General features: G+C 72.8%; 18 protein-coding genes. 17 read left to right on the top strand and 1 reads right to left on the bottom strand.

Going from position 1 to position 20,440, the window contains the following annotated elements; all coding sequences use genetic code 11:
• The first annotated feature begins 139 nt into the window (after positions 1–139).
• The 15 genes from BBK14_RS29030 to BBK14_RS29100 all read left to right on the top strand — a co-directional run bounded on the left by BBK14_RS29030 (position 140) and on the right by BBK14_RS29100 (position 18,937).
• On the top strand, positions 140–1,903 hold the full coding sequence (locus BBK14_RS29030; protein ID WP_071066383.1) for a hypothetical protein: 1,764 nt from the start codon (positions 140–142) through the stop codon (positions 1,901–1,903).
• Between the two features lie 415 nt (positions 1,904–2,318).
• Positions 2,319–3,305: a 4-hydroxy-tetrahydrodipicolinate synthase gene (dapA, locus tag BBK14_RS29035; protein WP_071066384.1), complete on the top strand. Its 987-nt coding sequence runs from the start codon at positions 2,319–2,321 to the stop codon at positions 3,303–3,305.
• The gene (locus tag BBK14_RS29040; protein ID WP_071066385.1) at positions 3,302–4,987 is read left to right on the top strand and encodes a ribonuclease J; all 1,686 of its coding nucleotides are present in this window, start codon (positions 3,302–3,304) and stop codon (positions 4,985–4,987) included. The genes dapA and BBK14_RS29040 overlap by 4 nt, the downstream gene beginning before the upstream one ends.
• 119 nt (positions 4,988–5,106) lie before the next feature.
• A complete protein-coding gene (locus BBK14_RS29045; protein WP_373693928.1) occupies positions 5,107–5,490 on the top strand; it encodes a PadR family transcriptional regulator in 384 nt (127 codons plus the stop codon).
• A gap of 14 nt (positions 5,491–5,504) precedes the next feature.
• On the top strand, positions 5,505–6,677 hold the full coding sequence (locus BBK14_RS29050; protein ID WP_420849200.1) for a hypothetical protein: 1,173 nt from the start codon (positions 5,505–5,507) through the stop codon (positions 6,675–6,677).
• A 141-nt stretch (positions 6,678–6,818) separates the two neighbouring features.
• Positions 6,819–9,617, top strand: a complete 2,799-nt coding sequence (locus BBK14_RS29055; protein WP_071066387.1) for an FtsK/SpoIIIE family DNA translocase — start codon at positions 6,819–6,821, stop codon at positions 9,615–9,617.
• Positions 9,618–9,726: 109 nt separating this feature from the next.
• Positions 9,727–10,755, top strand: coding sequence for a helix-turn-helix domain-containing protein (locus BBK14_RS29060; protein ID WP_071066388.1), 1,029 nt, complete (start codon positions 9,727–9,729; stop codon positions 10,753–10,755).
• A gap of 95 nt (positions 10,756–10,850) precedes the next feature.
• The gene (locus tag BBK14_RS29065; protein WP_083391325.1) at positions 10,851–12,623 is read left to right on the top strand and encodes a MiaB/RimO family radical SAM methylthiotransferase; all 1,773 of its coding nucleotides are present in this window, start codon (positions 10,851–10,853) and stop codon (positions 12,621–12,623) included.
• Entirely contained in the window at positions 12,620–13,333 is a 714-nt protein-coding gene (locus BBK14_RS29070) for a CDP-alcohol phosphatidyltransferase family protein (protein ID WP_071066390.1), read from the top strand. Before BBK14_RS29065 ends, BBK14_RS29070 begins: the two co-directional genes overlap by 4 nt.
• Positions 13,323–14,639, top strand: coding sequence for a competence/damage-inducible protein A (locus BBK14_RS29075; protein ID WP_071066391.1), 1,317 nt, complete (start codon positions 13,323–13,325; stop codon positions 14,637–14,639). Before BBK14_RS29070 ends, BBK14_RS29075 begins: the two co-directional genes overlap by 11 nt.
• Positions 14,640–14,810: 171 nt before the next feature.
• Positions 14,811–15,131, top strand: coding sequence for a helix-turn-helix domain-containing protein (locus BBK14_RS29080; RefSeq protein ID WP_018504616.1), 321 nt, complete (start codon positions 14,811–14,813; stop codon positions 15,129–15,131).
• Between the two features lie 131 nt (positions 15,132–15,262).
• Positions 15,263–15,730: a Dps family protein gene (locus tag BBK14_RS29085; protein ID WP_020458838.1), complete on the top strand. Its 468-nt coding sequence runs from the start codon at positions 15,263–15,265 to the stop codon at positions 15,728–15,730.
• A gap of 242 nt (positions 15,731–15,972) precedes the next feature.
• Positions 15,973–16,896, top strand: a complete 924-nt coding sequence (locus tag BBK14_RS29090) for a PspA/IM30 family protein (RefSeq protein WP_071066392.1) — start codon at positions 15,973–15,975, stop codon at positions 16,894–16,896.
• Between the two features lie 326 nt (positions 16,897–17,222).
• The gene (gene pspM / locus BBK14_RS29095) at positions 17,223–17,954 is read left to right on the top strand and encodes a phage shock envelope stress response protein PspM (protein WP_071066393.1); all 732 of its coding nucleotides are present in this window, start codon (positions 17,223–17,225) and stop codon (positions 17,952–17,954) included.
• 410 nt (positions 17,955–18,364) lie between these two features.
• Positions 18,365–18,937: an RNA polymerase sigma factor gene (locus BBK14_RS29100; protein WP_071066394.1), complete on the top strand. Its 573-nt coding sequence runs from the start codon at positions 18,365–18,367 to the stop codon at positions 18,935–18,937.
• Here BBK14_RS29100 and BBK14_RS29105 read toward each other — a convergent pair.
• Positions 18,894–19,796: an Fpg/Nei family DNA glycosylase gene (locus BBK14_RS29105; protein ID WP_241831930.1), complete on the bottom strand. Its 903-nt coding sequence runs from the start codon at positions 19,794–19,796 to the stop codon at positions 18,894–18,896. The two genes, BBK14_RS29100 and BBK14_RS29105, sit on opposite strands and share 44 nt — an antisense overlap.
• Before the next feature lie 89 nt (positions 19,797–19,885).
• Between BBK14_RS29105 and tnpA the strand changes: the two genes are divergently transcribed.
• Positions 19,886–20,308, top strand: coding sequence for an IS200/IS605 family transposase (gene tnpA, locus BBK14_RS29110; RefSeq protein WP_071066398.1), 423 nt, complete (start codon positions 19,886–19,888; stop codon positions 20,306–20,308).
• Positions 20,305–20,440 (top strand): helix-turn-helix domain-containing protein (locus BBK14_RS41485; RefSeq protein WP_157904359.1); only part of this gene is annotated, 136 nt, incomplete at its 3' end. The genes tnpA and BBK14_RS41485, both read left to right, overlap by 4 nt.

Genomic DNA, 20,440 nt, shown 5'->3' on the forward strand with positions numbered 1-20,440 from the left:
TGCCGTCCGAACCTCTCCACCTGGGGCTCTGGGCTGGGTCCGTCGGTGGCTGGCTGGAAACTGTGGGCTGCTACGGTCCCGTGGTGTGATCGGCACATTCCGGAGTGTTTCTCCCGGTTCCCGGGGCGGGGGCCGCTGAGTGGCGGGCTCGGGCGGCGGCGGCTTCGGCGGATTCGGTGGCTTAGGCGGTTCAGGGGGTTCAGGGGGAGCCGGAGGTGCGGGCGGCTCGGGGGCCGTCAGCCGGCTACGCCGGTGGAGCAGGCGGGATGACGCCGACAGCGCCCCGGTGCTCGACCTCACCGACGTCGACGAGGTCACCACGATGTTGCTCGCGCCCCCAGCCGAGTACGCGGGGCTGCGCCGGCGGGTCGTCGACCAGTTCACGATCGTCAGTGCCAACCGCTGTCGGCTTACCCGCTCGGTGAACTGGGGCCCGCTCGACGGGCTGCTGAACAGCATTGTTCCGGGTACCGGGCGGCTCGACACCGTCGGCCGGCTGCCGCCCGAAGTCTGCCTGCTGCTGCCGATCTCCACGTTGCCCAAGCGTGCCCTGGTCGGATTCAATCTTGCCGGTCCGGGTGGCTCCGACGCCCACCTGATGCCGTACGGGACGTCCGTCGCGATCCAGGGCAACCTGATCGCGCTGCTCGCCGACGCCATCGGCTGCCCACTGCCCGGCCCGGCGCGCCGCGTCGTGGACGCGATCTCCAGGTTCCGCCCGGGGCGGCTGTCCGGCAACCTGCCTGGGCTGGTGCCCCGCAAGGGACGCCCGCTCTCGCTCGAGGCCGTCGCGACCTATCTTGCGCGCGAGGCGGATCTGTCGGTGCCGGATGTGACACTGCGGTCGTGGCAGGCGCTGCTCGAGCCGGCCCAGCTTCTGCTGCGCTCGGCGCTGGCGGAGCCCTTCGACCCGCTGAGCAGCGCGGACACGATGCTGCTCGCCGCCGGCGAGCTCTGGCGTGATCCGGACGTCCCCACACCGCTGGAGGTCGCGCACATCGGTTACTACCTGCGGGAGTTCACCGCCTGGATCGACGAGCTGAGCCTGGCGGGCCCGGCCGCGGTGCCGGTGCTGAGCACGGTGGCGGAGTACGGGCGGCGCTGGGAGGCGCTCGCCGCCGTCACCCTGGACCCGTACCGCCCCTGCCTGATCAAGATGTCCGAGGAGCGGCGGACGGTGCTGGCTCGGCGTTGCCCTGTTCGTGATGAGTCGCTCACTCTGCGGCAGCGGTGGCTGGCGCCGGTGGCCCTCGTCGACATCGACCCGGGCGGCCCGGGCAGCTACCACGTGAGCGTGGGCACCGACGACACCAGTATCGAGCTGAGTACGCCGATCACGGTCGACCTGGAGCACCGCCGGATCGCCCGGACCTACGTCGAGGACGTCCACCAGAACCGTGAGGTGTACGCGTTCTACACCACCGATGCGCGCCGGGCGGCGCGGGCGAAGCTGGTGGTGGGCCTCAGTGTCTCGCCGGACGTCGCCCGCGTCACGCTGGCGATCCTGGTCCTGATGTGTCTCACCGTGGCCTTGTCGGCGTTGCCGTTCGAGCTCGGAGCCGACGCGGTCGCGGTCGTCGCGGTGCCGTCGTCGTTCGCCGCGACCCTGCTGCTGACCAGGGAGCGGTCGAGCCTCGCGGCCTGGGTGCTCGGCCCGGCCAAGCAGGCACTGCTCGCGCTGCTGGTGGCGCTGGCCGTGCTTTCGGGGCTGCGTGCCCTGGGCTGGCACACCCCGCCGGCGGACCCGGGCGGGTCGATCATGTCGGTTCCGGGAGTGTCGTCCCAGCTAGGGGCGCTGGCCCCGGCCGTGCCACCAGGACGTTCGGTGAGCTTGTCCGCATTGGTGGCCGCGACGGACCAGCCGGGCACGTGGCAGGTGGGAGGAGCTGGTCCGCGCCGGTGAACGGCGACCGCCGCACCGGCTGTGGCGGTACCCTGAACACACTGTCGTGCGAGACGGGGCGGTGGGTATGCCGAAGAACTACGGCGCGGGCGTCACCGGTGGCGCGGCCGCCTGTGGCGCGGCTCGCGTGGGCGGCCCGCTGTCGTTCGTCCGTCTCGGTCGTCGTGAGCTGTGGATGCGGCTCGACCGAAACATGGTCGCCGGTGCCCGTCGAGGGTCTACGAGCCATCCTCCCGCCGCCTCCCCGGGCGCGGCGAGGGTGGCATCCGGGTCATGAAAGCCGCTCAGAAGTAGTTCCTGGTTCCTGCCCCGGCCCGCCGGTGCGGCGGCCGACCCGGCGTGACCGTCCGGTCGGTGCCGCCCGCCCGCGGTGGGGGGGCCGCCGACTGGCGCCGCTTGGCGACTGTCGGAGGAGATGTCGGAGGTGCCCGCTAGCGTGGCAGGTATGTCAGCATTGCCCCCGGCCCCGTTCGGGCGGATGATCACGGCGATGATCACGCCGTTCACCGCGGACGGCGGGCTGGACGTCCCCGGCGCCGCGGCACTCGCGGAGCATCTCGTCGACGCCGGTAATGACGCGCTGGTCATCAACGGCACCACGGGCGAGTCGCCCACGACCTCGGATGCCGAGAAGGACATCCTGGTGCGCGCCGTCCGTGACGCGGTCGGCAGCCGCGCCCAGGTGATCGTCGGCGTCGGCACGAACGACACCCGGCACACCGTCGAGCTGGCCGAGGCGGCCGAGAAGGCGGGCGCCGACGGCCTGCTCGTGGTCGCGCCGTATTACAACAAGCCGCCGCAGGCCGGGCTGCTCGCGCACTTCCGGGCAGTCGCCGACGCGACATCCCTGCCTGTGATGATCTACGATATTCCCGGCAGGTCCGGTGTACCGGTCGCGACCGAGACTCTCCTGAAGCTGGCCGAACACTCGCGTATCGTCGCGGTCAAGGACGCCAAGGACGATCTCTCCGCGTCTTCGTGGGTACTGGCCAACACCGGCCTCGCCTACTACTCGGGCACGGACGTGCTCAATCTTCCGCTTCTGTCCGTCGGTGCGTGCGGTGTGGTCAGTGTCGTCGGTCACGTGGCCAGCCCCGCCATTCRGGCGATGATCGAGGCCTTCGGGGCCGGTGAGGTGGGTCGGGCGATCGCGCTCCACAAGGGCTTGCTGCCCGCATATCAGGGAATCTTCCGCACTCAGGGTGTGATCACGGCAAAGGCGGCGCTGGCCATGGCCGGCCTGCCCGCGGGGCCGGTCCGCTCCCCGCTCGTCGACGCGACGGAGGCCGAGCGAGCCCAGCTGCGTGCCGACCTGGCCGCGGCCGTGCTCGATCCCGGGCCCCTGCCCGGGCCCGCGGGGCCGGGCGCCGCCGCGGTCGTCCCGGGGACGGCGGCTTCATGATGCATCCGCACCCGGAGCTGGGCCCCCCACCGCCGCTGCGTGCCGACGGCCTGAGGATCATCCCGCTCGGCGGCCTCGGTGAGATCGGTCGCAACATGACCGTGTTCGAGCATGCCGGGCGGCTGCTCATCGTCGACTGCGGGGTGCTCTTCCCCGAGACCGACCAGCCCGGCGTCGACCTCATCCTGCCGGACTTCACCGCAATCCGGGACCGCCTGCAGGACATCGAGGCGGTCATCCTCACGCACGCGCACGAGGACCACATCGGCGCCGTCCCGTACCTGCTGCGCGAACGGCGTGACATCCCCCTGGTCGGCACCCGGCTGACGCTCGCGCTCATGGTGGCCAAGCTCGCCGAACACCGCATCCAGCCGGTGACCCTGCAGATCCGCGAGGAGGAGAGGCACTCGTTCGGTCCCTTCGACCTCGAGTTCCTCGCCGTCAACCACTCCATCCCGGACGCGGTCGCGGTCGCGATCCGCACCGACGCGGGCCTGGTGCTGCACACCGGCGACTTCAAGATGGACCAGCTCCCGCTGGACGGGCGGCTCACCGACCTGGGCGGCTTCGCCCGGCTCGGCCGCGAGGGCGTCGACCTGCTGCTCTCGGACTCGACCAACGCCGAGGTCCCCGGCTTCGTCGCCTCGGAGCGCGCGATCGCCCCCGTGCTCGACAAGGTCTTCCGCGAGGCGGACAGGCGCATCGTCGTCGCGTGTTTCGCCAGCCACGTCCACCGCGTGCAGCAGGTGCTCGACGCCGCCGAGTCGCACGGCCGGTCGGTCTGCTTCATCGGCCGGTCGATGGTCCGCAACATGGGTGTCGCCCGTGATCTCGGCCTGCTGCGCGTGCCGCCCGGTCTGGTGATCGACAGCCGGGACGTCGACTCGCTTCCCGACCGCAACATCTGCCTGGTCTCGACCGGGTCGCAGGGCGAGCCGCTGTCCGCGCTGTCCCGGATGGCCAACCGGGACCACGCGATCCGGATCCAGGAGGGCGACACGGTCGTCCTGGCCTCCAGCCTGATCCCGGGCAACGAGACAGCCGTGTTCCGGGTGATCAACGGCCTGACCAGGTGGGGCGCCCGGGTCGTACACAAGGGCGTGGCGATGGTCCACACCTCCGGGCACGCCCCGGCCGGTGAGCTGCTCTACGTGCTCAACGCGACCAAGCCGTCGAACATGATGCCCGTCCACGGTGAGTGGCGGCACCTACGTGCGCACGGCGCGCTCGCGGAGGCCACCGGCGTCCCACCGGACCGGGTCATCATCGCCGAGGACGGCATGGTCWTCGACCTCATCGACGGCCAGGCGGAGATCACCGGGGCGGTGCCCTGCGGGATGGTCTTCGTCGACGGGCTCGCCGTCGGCGACGTCGGGGAGTCGAGCCTGAAGGACCGGCGGATCCTCGGCGAGGAGGGCTTCATCACGATCACGGTCGTGGTGGACGCCGCCGCCGGCAAGGTCGTCGTCGGCCCGGATCTCTCCGCCCGCGGGTTCTCCGACTCCCGGGCCGCGTTCGAGGAGGTCCGCGGCAAGCTCGCGGACGCCCTCGCCGACGCGATGCGCTCCGGCATGACCGACACCAACGCGCTGCAGCAGCTCGTCCGGCGCACGGTGGGCCGTTGGGTCAACGACCGCTACCGCCGCCGCCCGATGATCCTCCCGGTCGTCCTGGAGGTCTGAGCAGGTCCTCCCGGCCCTGGACCAGCCCCATGGTCCAGGGCCGGTTCTTTGTCCTGATGGTCAATTGGTCGATATATACCGTGCGACGGTATATCTTCGCGCGTATGGCTATGGAGGACATGCGGGAACCGACGTTCCTGGTGCTCGCCGCGCTGGCTGACGGTCCGCGCCACGGGTACGCGGTGATCCGCGAGGTCACGGACATCTCGGGCGGTCGGGTGACCATGCGGCCGGGCACGCTCTACGGCGCGCTGGACCGCCTCGCCGGCGAGGGCCTCGTGCGGGTCGAGCGAGAGGAGGTCGTCAACGGGCGGCTGCGGCGGTACTACTCGCTGACCGATGACGGGGCGGGAGTGCTCACGGAGCAGACCGAGCGGCTACGGGCCAACGTCGCCGAGGCTGACCGCAGGCTGCGCCTGCGCGTCCGGCACGCCACGGGCCCGGCGACGGCGTTCGCACGGGTGACCAGGCTGGCGCCCCCGAGCGTGCCGGCGATCGGCTGAGGGCGCGGCGGACGATGAGCGTGGAGAAACCTGACCCGCGGTCGCACCAGGGCGACGCTGACCTGCCAGGTGGCGCTGATCAGCCACCTGGCGCCCAGTGGCCGGGCGGCGCCGAGCCGCCGGGGTCTGAGACCGCCTACCGACGCTTGCTGCTCTGCTACCCGCGCCGCTGGCGGGAGGCCCGCGGCGAGGAGCTCCTCGGCACGCTGCTCGACGGCGCCGAGGCGGCCGGGCGTACCCGGCCGAGCAGGGCGGAGGCGGTTGACCTCGTCGTGCACGGCCTGGCGACCAGGTGCGCTGTCGGCGTCGGCGTTCTGCCGGCCGGCGTACGCGGCGCGACCGCGGCGCTGGCACTGGCCGTCGGCGCGGGGCTCAGCGCGGTCTGCCTGGTGATGGCCGAGCGGCAGCCGGCCGTGGATCAGCGCCTGGCGGCCTGGCCCACCGTCGCGCACCCATGGACGGACCGGGGGCTCGGGCCCTTCCTCACCACCGGCCCGCTGGTCTTCGTGCCCTGGCTGGTCGCGCTCGCCGCCGCCGTCGCCGGCCGGCGACGGATCATGCTGGTGGCCCTCGTGGTGACGTATCCCGCCACCGGGGCGGTGCTCGCGCTCGGCCGTCACACCGACCTGCTGCGCCCACCGCTGTCGCTGCTTCTGGTGCTGGCGGTGCTGGCCGTCCCGGCACTGGCGGGGGCCGCGGCAACGCGAGCGCCCGGTCGCCCGGGCGCGGGCCCCCGGGGCCTGGTGGCGGCGACGGGCGCCGTCCTCGGCTGGGCCGCGCTCCTCGGCGCCTTCGGCTACCAGTTCGGATTCTGGACGGCGCCCGGCGGTGGCTTCCTCAGCACGGTGCGACTGTCCTCGACGGGCTACTGGAGCAGCTCCTTCTACGGGTCGCTCGCCGAGACGGTGCCGCAGGGGCTGCTCGCGGGCGGCCTGCTGGGCGTGATCGCGGGTGTTCGGCGGCCGGGCTGGGTAGCCGCGGTCTTCGCCTGCGGCGACGTCCTCTGCGTGCTCCCGGTGCTGAGAGCGTGGGTCGACCACTGGACCTTCTACCAGCGGGTCACCCAGATCGCTCTGACACTGGCCGTTCTGCTGTCCGCGGGGCTGGTCGACGCGTGGCGGGCCCAGCGGATCCTGTCGACCAAGGGCCCCGCGGGCCCGGCTGGCGTACCGCCGACACTGATCTGACGGCTTCTCGTCAGCTCAGCGCTCAGCCGAGGCGGGTGGATGGCCTGACCGGGCGGGGAGGATGCCCGGGGCCACAGATGTGGCGCGCCCGGATAGTCTGGGTTGCAGCGACTCGCGTCACTTCCCGGGTACCTTCTCCGCGTGGCCACACGCACGTCCAACGCGCGCACGCAGGCGCAACCCAAGCCGCGGACGGCCACGGCGCGATCCGGCGGCTCGGGCGGCTCCGGCGGTACCGGCCGGGCTCCGGCCAAGGGCCGCGCCGGGTCGCCCACCCGAGGCGGTGCCGCCCGTGGGGCGAGCACCCGCCGGCGGACGACCGCGCCGCGGGCGCCCGTCCAGCTGCTGATCGCCCAGGCGGTGATCAAAGCTGTCTACCACGGCTGGATGGCCGCCGCCGGCATGCTCGGTGGTCTGCTGCGCCGTTTCGGCCGCGGGACGCGGGATCTGCGCATCGACTCCGGGCACCGGCGGGACGGGCTCGGCCTGGCGGCGTTCGGCGCCGCGATCCTGCTCGGTGCCGCGTTGTGGGGCGGGGCCGGGGGCCCGATCGGCGCCTTCGTCGCCGCAGGGGTGGAACTGTTCGTCGGCGTCGGCGCGCTGGCGGTCCCGCTGTTCTGCCTTGGTGCCTCCTGGCGGCTGGTGCGCTCGCCGTCCGATCCGGACAGCCGTGGCCGGGTCGTGATCGGCTGGGCCGCGGTCGCCGTCGGGATCCTCGGCGTGCTGCACATCGGCCGTGGCCTGCCGGACTTCGCCGACGGCACAGGCAGGCTGCGCGACGGCGGCGGCATGCTCGGGCTGCTCGGGAGCGCGCCGCTGGCCAGCGCCGTGACCCCCTACGTGGCCGTCCCGCTGCTGCTGCTCATCGCCTTCTTCGGGCTGCTGGTGGTGACGGCGACGCCGGTCCGCCAGGTGCCGGAGAAGCTGCGTGAGCTCGCCGACCGGCTCACCGTCCCGATCCGGGCGCCCGGTGATTCCTACGACGAGTTTGACGACGAGTACGACGATCTCGACGCCGACGGTGATGCCGCCAACGGTGTCATCGACGAGCTGCTCGAGGACGAGGCGCCGCCGCGGGGCCGGCGCGGACGCGGTCGCGCCGGACGCTCCCGGTCCGCCGAGGGCGTCTTCGACCTCGACGCCGAGTTGGCGGGCGCCGGTCCGGCAGGCGCGCAGGACGAGCCGGCCGGCGCCGGGCGTTCCCGGCCGGGCCGGTCCCGCCGGGCCGCGGTGCCGGACGCCGAGGCCATGGATCCCTCGGATCTGTTCGCCGACGTCGCCGGGCTGACCGATGGCGAGGAGGAGGCAGACGGCGTCGCCCCGGTCGTCGGCGCGGGCGGCGCGGGCGCCGGTTCGCGGCGGGCGCGTGGCCGGGCGGGCGCCGCCGCGGGCGACGCGGCCGCGGGGTCCGTCCCGTCCCCGGCCCAGCCGCCCGGCCCGGATGACATCGAGTACCTCGTCCCGCCGACGGACGGTGCCTACCGGCTGCCGTCGCCGACGCTGCTGCGCTCCGGCACCCCGCCGAAGGTGCGCTCGGCGGCCACCGACGGTGTCATCGCCTCCCTGACGGACGTCTTCACGCAGTTCAAGGTGGATGCCAAGGTCACCGGGTTCACCCGTGGCCCGACGGTGACCCGGTACGAGGTGGAGCTGGGCTCGGCGGTGAAGGTCGAGCGCATCACCCAGCTCGGGAAGAACATCGCCTACGCGGTCAAGAGCCCCGACGTGCGGATCATCAGCCCGATCCCGGKCAAGAGCGCGGTGGGCATCGAGATCCCGAACACCGACCGCGAGCTGGTGTCCCTGGGCGACGTCCTGCGCAGCGGTGAGGCGACCGGGAACCCGCACCCGCTGGTCGTGGCCCTCGGCAAGGACATCGAGGGYGGCTACGTCCTGGCGAACCTGGCGAAGATGCCGCACATCCTCATCGCGGGCGCCACTGGGGCGGGTAAGTCGACCTGCATCAACACGCTCATCACCAGCGTGCTGGCCCGTGCCACCCCGGACCAGGTCCGGATGGTCCTCGTCGACCCGAAACGGGTCGAGCTGACGAGCTACCAGGGCATTCCCCATCTCATCACGCCGATCATCACCAATCCCAAGAAGGCGGCGGACGCGCTGCAGTGGGTGGTGAAGGAGATGGAGAACCGCTACGAGGACCTCGCGGCCTGCGGTGTTCGCCATGTCGACGACTTCAACCGGAAGGTGCGGGCGGGCGAGATCGTCGCGCCGCCCGGTTCGGAACGGGTCTACRCCCCGTATCCGTACATTCTTGCCATCGTCGACGAGCTGGCGGACCTCATGATGGTGGCCCCGCGCGACGTCGAGGACGCGATCTGCCGGATCACGGCCATGGCCCGGGCGGTGGGGATCCACCTGGTGCTGGCGACACAGCGGCCCTCCGTGGACGTCGTCACCGGTCTGATCAAGGCGAACGTGCCGTCCCGGCTGGCCTTCGCCACGGCGTCGCTGGCCGACAGCCGGACGATCCTGGACCAGGCCGGCGCCGAGAAGCTCGTCGGCCTCGGGGACGCGCTGTTCCTGCCGATGGGGGCGAGCAAGCCGGCCCGCATCCAGGGCGCGTTCGTCTCCGAGGACGAGATCTCCGCGATTGTCGACCACACCAAGGAGCAGGCGCAGCCCACCTTCGTGGTTGACGTCTTCGAGGGCGGCGGCGAGGCGCGCAAGGACATCGACGAGGAGATCGGCGACGACATGGCGCTGTTCCTCCAGGCCGTCGAGCTGGTGGTGAGCACCCAGTTCGGGTCGACGTCCATGCTGCAGCGCAAGTTGCGGGTCGGGTTCGCGAAGGCCGGCCGCCTGATGGACCTGATGGAAAGCCGCGGGATAGTCGGGCCCAGCGAGGGCTCCAAGGCCCGCGACGTACTCGTGATGCCCGACGAGCTGGAAGGACTTCTCACGACACTCCGCAGCGGATAAGAAAGTCAGGATAGGTCCGTTGCCAGCTGTCGGAGGTCGGCCGGCGACCGTAATATCGGCTGGCGCACGCCAGCGGCGCCAGTGGCATAACGGGTGCGGAGGTTCGTTCATGCAGTCAGCGGACGAACCGGCGACCCCCGGGTCGTCGAGTCCCGGGTCGGCGGGCACCGCGCCGTCGAGTCCCGGGTCGGAGGTTCTCGAACCGGTGACCGCGAAGCCGGCGGCCCCGGGCCCCGCGGTCCAGATCCCGGCGCCCCAGCAACCGGTGCCTCCGGACAAGTCGGCTCCGGGTGGGGCGGCTCAGGAATCCCTGGGCTCGGTCATCGCGGCGGCGCGCCGGGCCGCGGGCCTGACGATCGACGACGTGAGCGACCGGACGAGAATCCGCGCCTCGCTGATCGAGCGGATCGAGCAGGACGACTTCTCCGGCTGCGGCGGCTCCGTCTACGCGCGCGGGCACCTGCGCAGCATCGCGACGACGCTCGGGCTCGAGCCCGGCCCCCTGCTGGCGGTGTACGACGCCGGGCACGAGCACGTGCCGTCCCCGGTCGTGGTCGCCTCGCCGGAGTTCGACCCGCTGCACGGTGGCGCGGGGCGCAACCGCGGCCTTGGCGGCTTCCGCTGGGCACCGGCAATGATCATCTCGCTGGTGGTGGTGTGCGCGCTGGCGCTCGTCGCGCTGCTGCTGCCCTCGGGCGGGGGCGACTCGGACGACTCGGCCACGCCCCGGCCGAGCGCGCCGCCGAGCGCCCCGGCCGCCACGGCACCCCCCGGCCCGGCCCCGGCGCCCACCACCCCGCCGCCCCCCGGGGTGAACGTGCGGGTGGAGGCCCGCGACGCGCAGAGCTGGCTGGAGGTCCGCGACGACAGCGACAAGGTGCTGTTCGCGCAGCTCCTGCAGCGGGGCGACAGCCGTGAGGTGTCCTCCGAGGGCGCCCTGGAGATCAAGATGGGCAACGCGGGCGCCGTCGACCTCTCCTGCAACGGCACGAGCCTGGACCGGGCCGGCGGGCCGGGCGAGGTCGTGACGATCCGGCTGGCGCTCGCCGCGACCGGCGGCGGCTGCACGGTCGACGGGCCGGGCACGGGCGGCCTCGCGGCCGGCGGCCTGGCGATGACGGCCCCGCCGACCGGCTGACGTCGGGCTTGGCGGGCTGGCCCGGGGCTCGGGTCGGCCACGCCGGGCCGGGGCCGTCGGCGCGTTGTCCGCGGGCGCCCCGGTAGCCTGAGTCCGTGTCTCCTCGTCCTGCACGCCGGGTAGCTCTCGTCACGCTCGGGTGTTCCCGTAACGAGGTGGATTCGGAGGAGCTCGCCGCCCGCCTCGCCGCCGACGGCTGGGACCTGGTCGACGACGCCGCCGACGCGGACGCCGTCCTGGTCAACACCTGCGGTTTCGTCGAGGCGGCTAAGAAGGACTCGATCGACGCCCTGCTCGCCGCCGACGCACTGCGCGGGCCCGGTGACAACGGGCCGGGTGACAACGGGCCGGGTGACGGTGAGTCCGGCGATGACGGGCCGGGCGGCGGCGCGACCACCGGGCAGGCGACCGCGTCGGGCGGGCCGCGCGCGGTCGTGGCCGTGGGCTGCATGGCCGAGCGGTACGGCCGGGAGCTCGCCGACACGCTGCCCGAGGCGGACGCCGTCCTCGGCTTCGACGCATATCCGCGGATCTCGGCGCACCTCGACGCGGTGCTCGCCGGCTCGGCGCCGGCCTCGCACACCCCGCGTGACCGGCGCACGCTGCTGCCGATCTCTCCGGTGGAGCGGGGCGATGCCTCCCGCGCGGCGCACTCGCCGCACATCCCCGGTCACATCCAGCTCCCCGGTGGTGGACGTGTCCTTCCGTCGCCGGACGGCCGACCGGCGGCGAACAGCCGCCCGGCAACGGACCTGGCGGACCTGGCGGACCTGGCCGGCCGGGCGGAGCCGGCGGGGGAGGGCGCGGCCGGTACCGGCCGGCGGCGGCTCACCTCCAGCCCGGTCGTGCCGCTGAAGCTGTCGAGCGGTTGCGACCGCCGTTGCGCCTTTTGCGCCATCCCGTCCTTCCGTGGCTCGCACGTGTCCCGCCGGCCGGAGGAGGTGCTGGCCGAGGCCGAGTGGCTGGCCGGGCAGGGCGCCCGCGAGCTTGTCCTGGTCAGCGAGAACTCGACGTCCTACGGCAAGGATCTCGGCGATCTGCGGGCGCTCGAGAAGCTGCTGCCCCGGCTGGCCGCCGTTCCGGGGATTGTTCGTGTCCGCACCGTGTATCTCCAGCCGGCCGAGCTGCGGCCGTCCCTGCTTGAGGTGCTGCTGACGACGCCGGGCCTGGCGCCCTACCTTGACCTGTCGTTCCAGCACGCCAGCCCGGCGGTGCTGCGGCGGATGCGCCGGTTCGGCGGCTCGACCGACTTCCTGGACCTGCTGCGGCGGGCCCGCGCGCTGCTCCCCGACCTGGGCGCCCGCTCGAACGTGATCGTCGGCTTCCCCGGTGAGACCGACGAGGACGTCGACATCCTGGTGAATTTTCTCGAGCACGCCGACCTCGACGCCGTCGGGGTGTTCGGCTACTCCGACGAAGAGGGGACGGAGGCCGCCGGGATGGCGGGCCACGTCGACCCCGAGGAGATCGAGAGCCGGCGGGCCGAGGTCACCGACCTCGTCGAGCAGCTCACCGCAGGCCGCGCCGAGCGCCGCATCGGCACGACCGTCGAGGTGCTCGTCGAGGAGGTGGCCGGTGGTCTCGGGTACGGCTGCGCCGGGCACCAGCAGGCCGACGCCGACGGCTCCTGCACGGTCCGCCTGTCCGCGGGCGGGCCACCGGGCGGCGTGTCCGTCGGGGACCTCGTCGCGGCCCGGGTCGTGGCGGCCGAGGGCGTCGACCTGATCGCGGAGTTCACCGGCGTGCTCGACCGCGCCGGCGCCGGGCTGGCCAGCGCTGGGTCGGCCGGGGCGGGTTCCGTGCTGCCGCCGATCCCGGACGGGGTCGGCCCGATGGACGCGGTGGGCCACCCTTCGGGCGTGGCGTGACCGGCACCGGCGACCTGGTGGCGCCGAAGCCGCCGGTCCTCAACATCGCGAACATCCTGACGATCATCCGGCTGGCCCTGGTGCCGGTCTTTGTGGCCTTCCTGTTCGCCGGCCCGGACACCGACGGCTGGCGCTACGCGGCGTTCGGCGCCTACGCCGTCGCCGCGATCACCGACCAGATCGACGGCTCGATCGCCCGCCGCCGCGGCCTCGTCACCGACTTCGGGATTCTGGTGGATCCCATCGCGGACAAGGCGCTTACCGGTGCCGCGCTGGTCTCGCTGTCGATCCTCGGTGAACTGCCCTGGGTGGTCACCGTCGTGGTCGCCGTCCGCGAGATCGGCGTGACGCTGCTGCGGCTGTGGGTCATCCGGTACGGGGTGATCGCGGCCAGCCGGGGTGGTAAGGCGAAGACGCTGCTCCTCAACATCTCGCTCGGGCTCTACGTCCTGCCGCTGGAGGGCGTGGCGGCCACGGGACGGGCGGTGATCCTCGCCTGCGGTGTCGTCGTCGCCGCGGTGACCGGGGCGGACTACGTCTACCGGGCGCTGGCGCTGCGCCGCCGGGCCACCGCGGCGTCCCGGCCGGGCGGCGCTCCCGACGTGCCGACTCCCGACGTGCCAAACCTGGGCGAGCCGGCTGTGGGTGAGGACCAGGGGGCCGTGACCGGGCCCGGAAGACCCGGAAGAGGAGAGATCGATGCGCGCTGAGCTGCTGGCGGTGGGGGACGAGCTCCTCTACGGGGACATCGTTAACGGCAACGCGGCCTGGCTGGGACGCCAGCTCGCCGACGTCGGGGTCGAGGTGGCGACGTCCACCGTGGTCGGTGACCTGATCTCGGACATCGCGACCGCTATCGGTGTCGCGCTGGGACGCGCCGACGCCGTGATCATGACGGGCGGGCTCGGCCCGACCCAGGACGACCTGACCCGCGAGGGGATCGCCCTGGCCGCCGGCGTGGGCCTGCGCCGGGACGAGGCCGAGGAGGCCACCCTGCGCCGCCGCTTCGAGGAGCTGGGGCGATCGCGTTCGGGCACGGGGGGCCGTGGGGTCCCGGAGATGAACTTCCGGCAGGCCGACCTGCCCGTCGGCGCGCAGCCCCTGCCCAACGGACCGGGCACCGCGCCCGGCGTTCGCATGGAGATCGGCTCCGGTGTCGTCTACGCCATGCCCGGCGTCCCGTTCGAGATGCACGACATGTTCACCCGCAGCGTGCTGCCGGACATCCTGCGCCGGGCCGGTCAGCCCGCGGTGGTCGTGCACCGGGTGCTGCGCACGGCGGGCATGTGGGAGTCGATGGTCGCCGAGGCGCTCGCGGACGAGGTCGCGCGGCTCGAGCCGATCGGGAACCCTCGCATCGCGTTCCTCGCCAGCGGCGGCCAGACCCGGGTGCGGATCACCGCCCGGGCCGCCGACCGGGCAGCCGCGGAGACGCTGATCGCCCCGGTCGAGCAGGCGGCACGCGCGGCGCTCGGCGCCGGCGTCTACGGCGGGGACGACGAGTCGCTGGAGGGCGTCGTACTGGAGCTGCTGCGGGCCGAGGGAGCGACGCTCGCCGTCGCGGAGTCGCTCACCGGCGGGCTGCTGGCGGGCCGGCTGACGGACGTCCCCGGCGCCAGCTCCGTGTTCCGCGGCGGGGTCGTCTCGTACGCCACCGAGGTGAAGGGGAGCGTGCTCAACGTCGACCGGGACGTCCTCGCGACCGAGGGTGCGGTCTCGTCCGCGACGGCCGAGGCGATGGCGGCCGGGGCCCGTGACCTGCTCGGAGCCACCTACGGGCTCGCCACCACCGGCGTCGCCGGCCCGGAGGAGCAGGAGGGCAAGCCGGTCGGCACCCTGCACGTGGGGCTGGCCGGTCCGGACGGTTCGACGTCCCGCTCGCTGCGGTTGCCCGGTGACCGGCCGCGGGTCCGCGAGTTCGCCGTCGTGCAGGCCCTGGACGTGCTGCGCCGTGCCCTGGAGGGCCGCCCGGGCGCCAGCGGCTCGAGGCTGCCGGAGCAGGCCCGGGCGCACTGACCTCCGCCGCCGGCCGCCCGATGGTGGGGCGGACGGCGACCGATCGGCCGGGTGGTGGCGCCGATCCCCGTTTGGGGGTGCTTACAGCGTTACAGTCCTATCAACGATGCCCCGGAGGGGCGCCCGGCGGGTATACGGTGAACGCAGCCCGTGGACGAAGGAGGAGGCTCGATGGTCCTGCTCCGACGCGTGATCGGCGAGGCGTTGCGCCGCCGCCGACAGGATCAGCACCGGACACTGCGGGAGGTGTCGTCGGCGGCGAGAGTGTCGCTCGGCTACCTCTCGGAGGTCGAACGCGGCCAGAAGGAGGCGAGCTCGGAACTGCTCGCGTCCATCTGTGACGCGTTGGGAGTACGGCTGGCGGACCTTCTTCGCGAGGTCAGTGACGACCTGGAGCTCGCCGAGCTGGCAGCGAGCGCGCCGACACCGGTCGGTGGCCCGTCCGCCGTGGTCGTGCCGGCCCGCCCGGCGGTGGTCGACCGCGCCGCCTGAGCCGGGTCGCCTGAGTTCGGTCGCCTGAGTTCGGTCGGTTCTGCCACGCGGGCTGAGCCTGACCGGCGTACGGATCTTCTCTGCGGGCACGCCTTTCGCGGACGTGCCCGAGCTCCAGAGAGAGGATCATCATGAGCGCCATCCGCAGTCCGCTGTCAGACGAGGCGCGCACGGTCACCGGCGAGGCTCTCCAGGGCGCCGTCGTCGACCTGGTCGATCTGTCGCTGTTGGGTAAGCAGCTCCACTGGAACGTGATCGGCCGCAACTTCCGCACGGTGCACCGCCAGCTCGACGCCGTGGTCGACCTGGCCCGGCGCTACACCGACATGTGTGCCGAACGCGCCGCGGCGATCGGGGTGAACCCCGACGGCCAGGCCAGCACCGTGGCCCGCAGCAGTCACCTGCACGGCGTCGAGCCCGGCTACATCGGTGACGAGAAGGCGATCCGGCTGATCACGGACGTCCTCGCCGGGATGATCACCAGGATGCGCACCCGGATGGACCTCACCGCCCAGCCGGATCCGGTGACCCAGGACCTGTTCATCGATGTGGTCCGCGACCTCGAGGAACAGCACTGGATGTTCCAAGCGATGGTCTAGGTACCCCGGCCCGCCTCGACCCGGCCCGGCCATGCTCCGGACTGTCGCCTCGGTGTGCCGCCGCGCGGGCCGGGGCGGCGGGCCGTCCCGGGTGGTTCCGGCGGCGGTGATCGGGTCATCCGGCTGGAGTCGGGGCGAATCGGGTGCGGCGTCRGGAATCGGACAGCTCTCGGCACGGCCCGGGCGCGGAACGAGGCCGTTGGCGGCTCACCAGATCGGTCTCGCCGTGGGACGATCGAGGTATGGCGAATGTCGTCCGCAAGGCCCTCCGCTACCTGTCAAAGCGGGCTGAGATCGAACTGGAGAACCGCGCGGATCCGCGGGTCCAGATCGACCAGGCCATCGAGGCGGCACGCCAACAGCACGAGAAGCTCGTCTCGCAGGCCGCGCTCGTCGTGGGGAACCAGCGTGAGATCGAGATGAAGATGGCCCGCCAGGTCGAGGAGGTCACCAACCTCACCGAGTCGGCCCGCTCCGCCCTGATGCTCGCGGACAATGCCCGCGCCGCGGGCGATCTGGCCACGGCGGTCCAGTACGAGCAGACCGCGCAGGCGTTCGCCAGCAAGCTGATCGCCTCCGAGACGGCGCTGGAGGATCTGAAGGTCCTCCACGAGCAGGCCGCGGCGTCGGCCGCGCAGGCCCGCGTGGCGGTCGAGGACAACACCGCCCGCATGCACCGCCAGCTCGCCGAGCGGACCCGCCTGCTCACCCAGATCGAGCACGCCGCCATGCACGAGCAGATGAGCAAGGCGATGGAGGGGATGTCATCGCTGCCCCCGGCCGGTGACACGCCGACGCTGGCGGAGGTGCGGGACAAGGTCGAGAAGCGCTACGCCGTGGCGCTCGGCCGCCAGGAGCTCGCCTCGCAGGGTATGGAGGCCAGGATGCTCGAGGTGCGGCGCGCGACCATGGACGCGCAGGCCGCCGGGCGCCTCGCCGAGCTGCGGGGAAGCATGGCCGGCGGCCACGGGGCCGGCGCGCCCGGGCAGACGGGCCGGCCCGCGATGCCGCCCATGCCGCCCACACCGGGCATCTCCGCCGGCCGGGTGCCGGGTGGCACCGGCGACGAGCGTCTGTCGTTGGGTAAGGCAGCGGGCGACTCCGCGCCGTCGCAGGGCGGCGGCACACCGCCCGCGTCCGGTACCCAGGAGGCTCCGCCGGCCTGAGCCGGTGATGATGACCGTTGGGCCGTGGTGACTGCGGGAGGCTGTCGATGACCGACGCGGGCGCCGACCCCACCGCCGTGGACCCCTCAGGCGGTGTGCCGCCGGGTTCGGCCGTGCCGACGGGCTGGCAGGCCGGCCCGGAACCATCCGTATTTCCCGGGACTCCGGTTACGAACGGTGATTCCGGTCAAAGTGTGCGCGGGAACCAGTCGCATTGGCAGCGTAAAGGAAGAAATTCTTTTCACTTCGCTGATTCGGTCGACAGGGCCGCGCTCGAGGGTTATCGGATCCGCGCCACGGAACTCGCCGCGGCGGTCACACCGGCGTTGCCCGACTGGATCAGGGCTGACGTCGAACGACGGTCGCTGGAAAGGTCGGAGCGCCGTTTCGGGCGCGCCACCCGGCGCGCGCGGCGACGCGCCACCTTTTCCACGCAGGCCTGGACGGCCGCCGCCGCCGCGTCACCTGCGGCGGCCTTCATCGACCACGCATGGGGATGGTTCGTCTTCGGGGGAGCGGCGCTCGTCCGGGCAGGCCTGTCCTATCGGGAGCTGCGGGCATTCCGCGACAGGGACGACGCGCTTCCCATGCCGGCCGTCCCCGCGCCGGGGGCGGTGGCGCTGCGCCGCTCGGCGGCCGCGCGTCCGCTGCGCCGGGGGGAGGCGGGGCTGGCCGCGCTCGTCGCGCTCGCCCGGTCGGTGGAGGACCGCCCGCCCGCGGCCCCGGTGCGCACGGCGGTGGCGGGCGCCGTTCGGCTGGTGGACGGCCTGCGGGTGAGTGCCGGGCAGGTCCTGGCCTGCGAGTCCGCGGCGCGGGCAGTGGCGGATCCTGCGCGGCGCGCGAACATCCTGGCCACCTCGGCCCAGCTGCTCGACGGCATGAACCGCGCCGCCGACGCGCTGGACGGCCTGCTGGCCGCCGCGACCGAGATCGTCGGGACCGTCGCGGCGCCCGCGGCCGAGCTGCACCGGCTCACCGAGGACGTCGAGCGGCTGCGCGCCTACGCCGATGGGCTATCCGAACTGATGGGAACCACCGGGCGAGGCCGCCCGACCTGAACCGGCACGATCTTCTTAGGTGTCACATCGGGTTAACGTCCGGGCGGGGTCGGCATGCCATTCGGCCGGGTGCCGACCGGCCGTTGTGCCTGCCCCGCAGCGACTTTCCGCCGACCGGGTCAGATAAAGGTCATCCGCTTAAGTGCACAGTGACTATGCAGATTTACCTTCCCATTCGACCCGGTGTACACCCGGGTTAGCACCTTGGGGTGGGAGATGGGTTTGAATATGTGACGGGGGTTATGGCGCGCACGCTGCGATTGCCTTAATGTCCCACATGTCCGATCGGCGATTGTGGCGTCGGGTGACGAGGGGAGCGTCGTCCACGTTTTCATCGCCGCCGTGCGATAGCCAGACCGGCGGTCCCGGACGTCCGGATGGYATGACGCAGCCAGGCAGGTGGAAGTGCCATGACGCTAATTATTGGGGAAGAGAACGAGTCCCCGACCTCGCAGYCGGCCCGGCAGGCACCTCAGGCGGCACCTCTCGCTGCCGTCGACCAACCGTTCAGCGGTGACCGGTGGTCGCTCGTCCTGCCGCACCGCGAACGACTGGTGCACATTGCGCGCAGGCGGCTGCCCAGCACCGCCGACGCGGAGGACTGCGCGCAGGAGGCACTCGTGCGCGCGGCGGGGTTCCGTAACCTCGACAGCCACCGAGTCGGTCAGTTCCTGACCACAACCGTGCTCCGGCTGTGCGTTGATCATCACCGTGCGCGGATGCGCGCGGACCGTGCGATGGCCCGCAGCGTCGCGGCGCCCAGTGACCCCGGCCCCGAGGACTCGACCTGCGACCGTGCGGAGGCGCTCTGGTTGCTCGACCAGACCCGTCGCCTGCGCGGCCGCGAGCGGCAGATCATGATGGCCCGCGCCGCCGGCCGGACCACGCGACAGGCCGCCGACGACCTGTCCATCAGCGTGAAGGCCGCCGAAGGCGCGTTCACCCGGGGTCGTGCCCGCCTGCTGGCGGCCAGCCGGGTGTGACGTCCCGGCGGCGGGGGCCGACGTCCCACCGGCCGGCCGCGGCCCCCGGGACGGGGCCGGGCTGGCAGGTCGGGCACCACGCGGTGACCCGACCGTCCTGGACCGCACCGTCCGGAACCGCACCGTCCGGAACCGCACCGTCCGGAACCGCACCGTTCTGAACCTCGATGTCGACGGACCCGCCGACGTCGCGTGCGAGCCGGCCACCGTCACGCCGGCCGCCCACGCGCCGGTCGTGGTCACGCCGGGCACGGCTGTGGGACCCCTGATCACGGGGCCCGGCGGCGCGTGCCGGCGATCCGCGCCCGGGCGAACTCTGGGTGGCCGTCCGCTGCTCCTGACGGCGGACGAGCGTGCCGCAGCGCCGACAGGGCCTGCCTGCGCGCCCATACACCCAATGCTGTTCGCCCGGGCGGGCGGACCCGGTAGTCGCCTGGTGCCCGCCCCGTGCCCCGGCCCTGATCATCGCCTGGGCGCGGCGGACCAGTCCTTCAAGATCGTTCACCTCGCCGGCCGGGGTCCACGGGCTCACTCCGGCGAGGAAGCACGCCTCCGTCCGCCAGATGTTGCCCAGACCGGCCAGCAGCCGTTGGTCGAGCAGCGCTGAGCCGATCTCCCGGGTCGGCTCGGCGCGCAGGTTGGCGACGGCGCGGTCGAGGTCCCAGTCGTCGCCGAGGACGTCCGGGCCCAGGTGCCCGACGACCCGGTCCTCCTGGGCGGTCGGCAGGATCTCGACGACCGGCAGCCGGTAGCCGACGGCCACCTGCTCCGCGGTGACCAGCACCACCCGGACCTGCCAGGCCGGCCCCCCGGACCAGCGTGAGCCGGGCCGGTAGAGGTGCCACGATCCCTCCGTCAAGATTTCCCGAGGGGGCTGGTGCCTTCAGACGTCAGGGGAGTCGGGCACGGACCGTAACCGTATGTGTGCATCGCTGGTATGTTCGGATCATGGTTCGGGGGGTGATGGTGGGCGCGGGTGGTGTCTACGACCTTGGGTATCGCAGGGTGTGGTGCCCGAAGTTCCGCCGCCCTGTGCTCGCTGGTCCCGTCGGTGACCGCTGTGCGGAGCTGGTCCGGCGGAAGTGCGCCGGGCATGAGTGGATGGTCGTTGCGTGGGAGGTCATGCCCGACCATGTGTACCTGTTCGTCAAGGCTCACCCGAAGCACTCCCCGTCGTCTGTCGCCAACCAGCTCAAGGGGTTGACGTCCCGGGTGCTGCGCGAGGAGTTCGGGTATCTGTGTTCCCGGTTGCCGGCCATGTGGTCGCGGTCGTACKTCGCYGCCACCGTCGGCGYGGTKTCSSCYGAGACTGTCCGCCGGTACGTCGACACCSRGGACGAGTGGCCGTGGCGYGTGGAGCGGGCCCGGTGAGGCGGGCGTTCAGGTTCCTGCTCCGCCCGACGGCGCGGCAGGCCGCCGTGTTGACGGCGATGCTTGATGATCATCGGGTGTTGTACAACGCCGCGTTGCAGGAACGACGCGACGCCTACCGGAGCGCGTCGC

It is taken from the genome of Parafrankia soli (assembly GCF_001854695.1).
Lineage (GTDB): Bacteria > Actinomycetota > Actinomycetes > Frankiales > Frankiaceae > Parafrankia > Parafrankia soli.

Coding starts and splice junctions, on each gene's coding strand:
- BBK14_RS29045 (WP_373693928.1), top strand. CDS start 5,107: ATGCGGGAACCGACGTTCCTGGTGCTCGCCGCGCTGGCTGACGGTCCG.
- BBK14_RS29050 (WP_420849200.1), top strand. CDS start 5,505: ATGAGCGTGGAGAAACCTGACCCGCGGTCGCACCAGGGCGACGCTGAC.
- BBK14_RS29060 (WP_071066388.1), top strand. CDS start 9,727: ATGCAGTCAGCGGACGAACCGGCGACCCCCGGGTCGTCGAGTCCCGGG.
- BBK14_RS29075 (WP_071066391.1), top strand. CDS start 13,323: ATGCGCGCTGAGCTGCTGGCGGTGGGGGACGAGCTCCTCTACGGGGAC.
- BBK14_RS29080 (WP_018504616.1), top strand. CDS start 14,811: ATGGTCCTGCTCCGACGCGTGATCGGCGAGGCGTTGCGCCGCCGCCGA.
- BBK14_RS29085 (WP_020458838.1), top strand. CDS start 15,263: ATGAGCGCCATCCGCAGTCCGCTGTCAGACGAGGCGCGCACGGTCACC.
- BBK14_RS29090 (WP_071066392.1), top strand. CDS start 15,973: ATGGCGAATGTCGTCCGCAAGGCCCTCCGCTACCTGTCAAAGCGGGCT.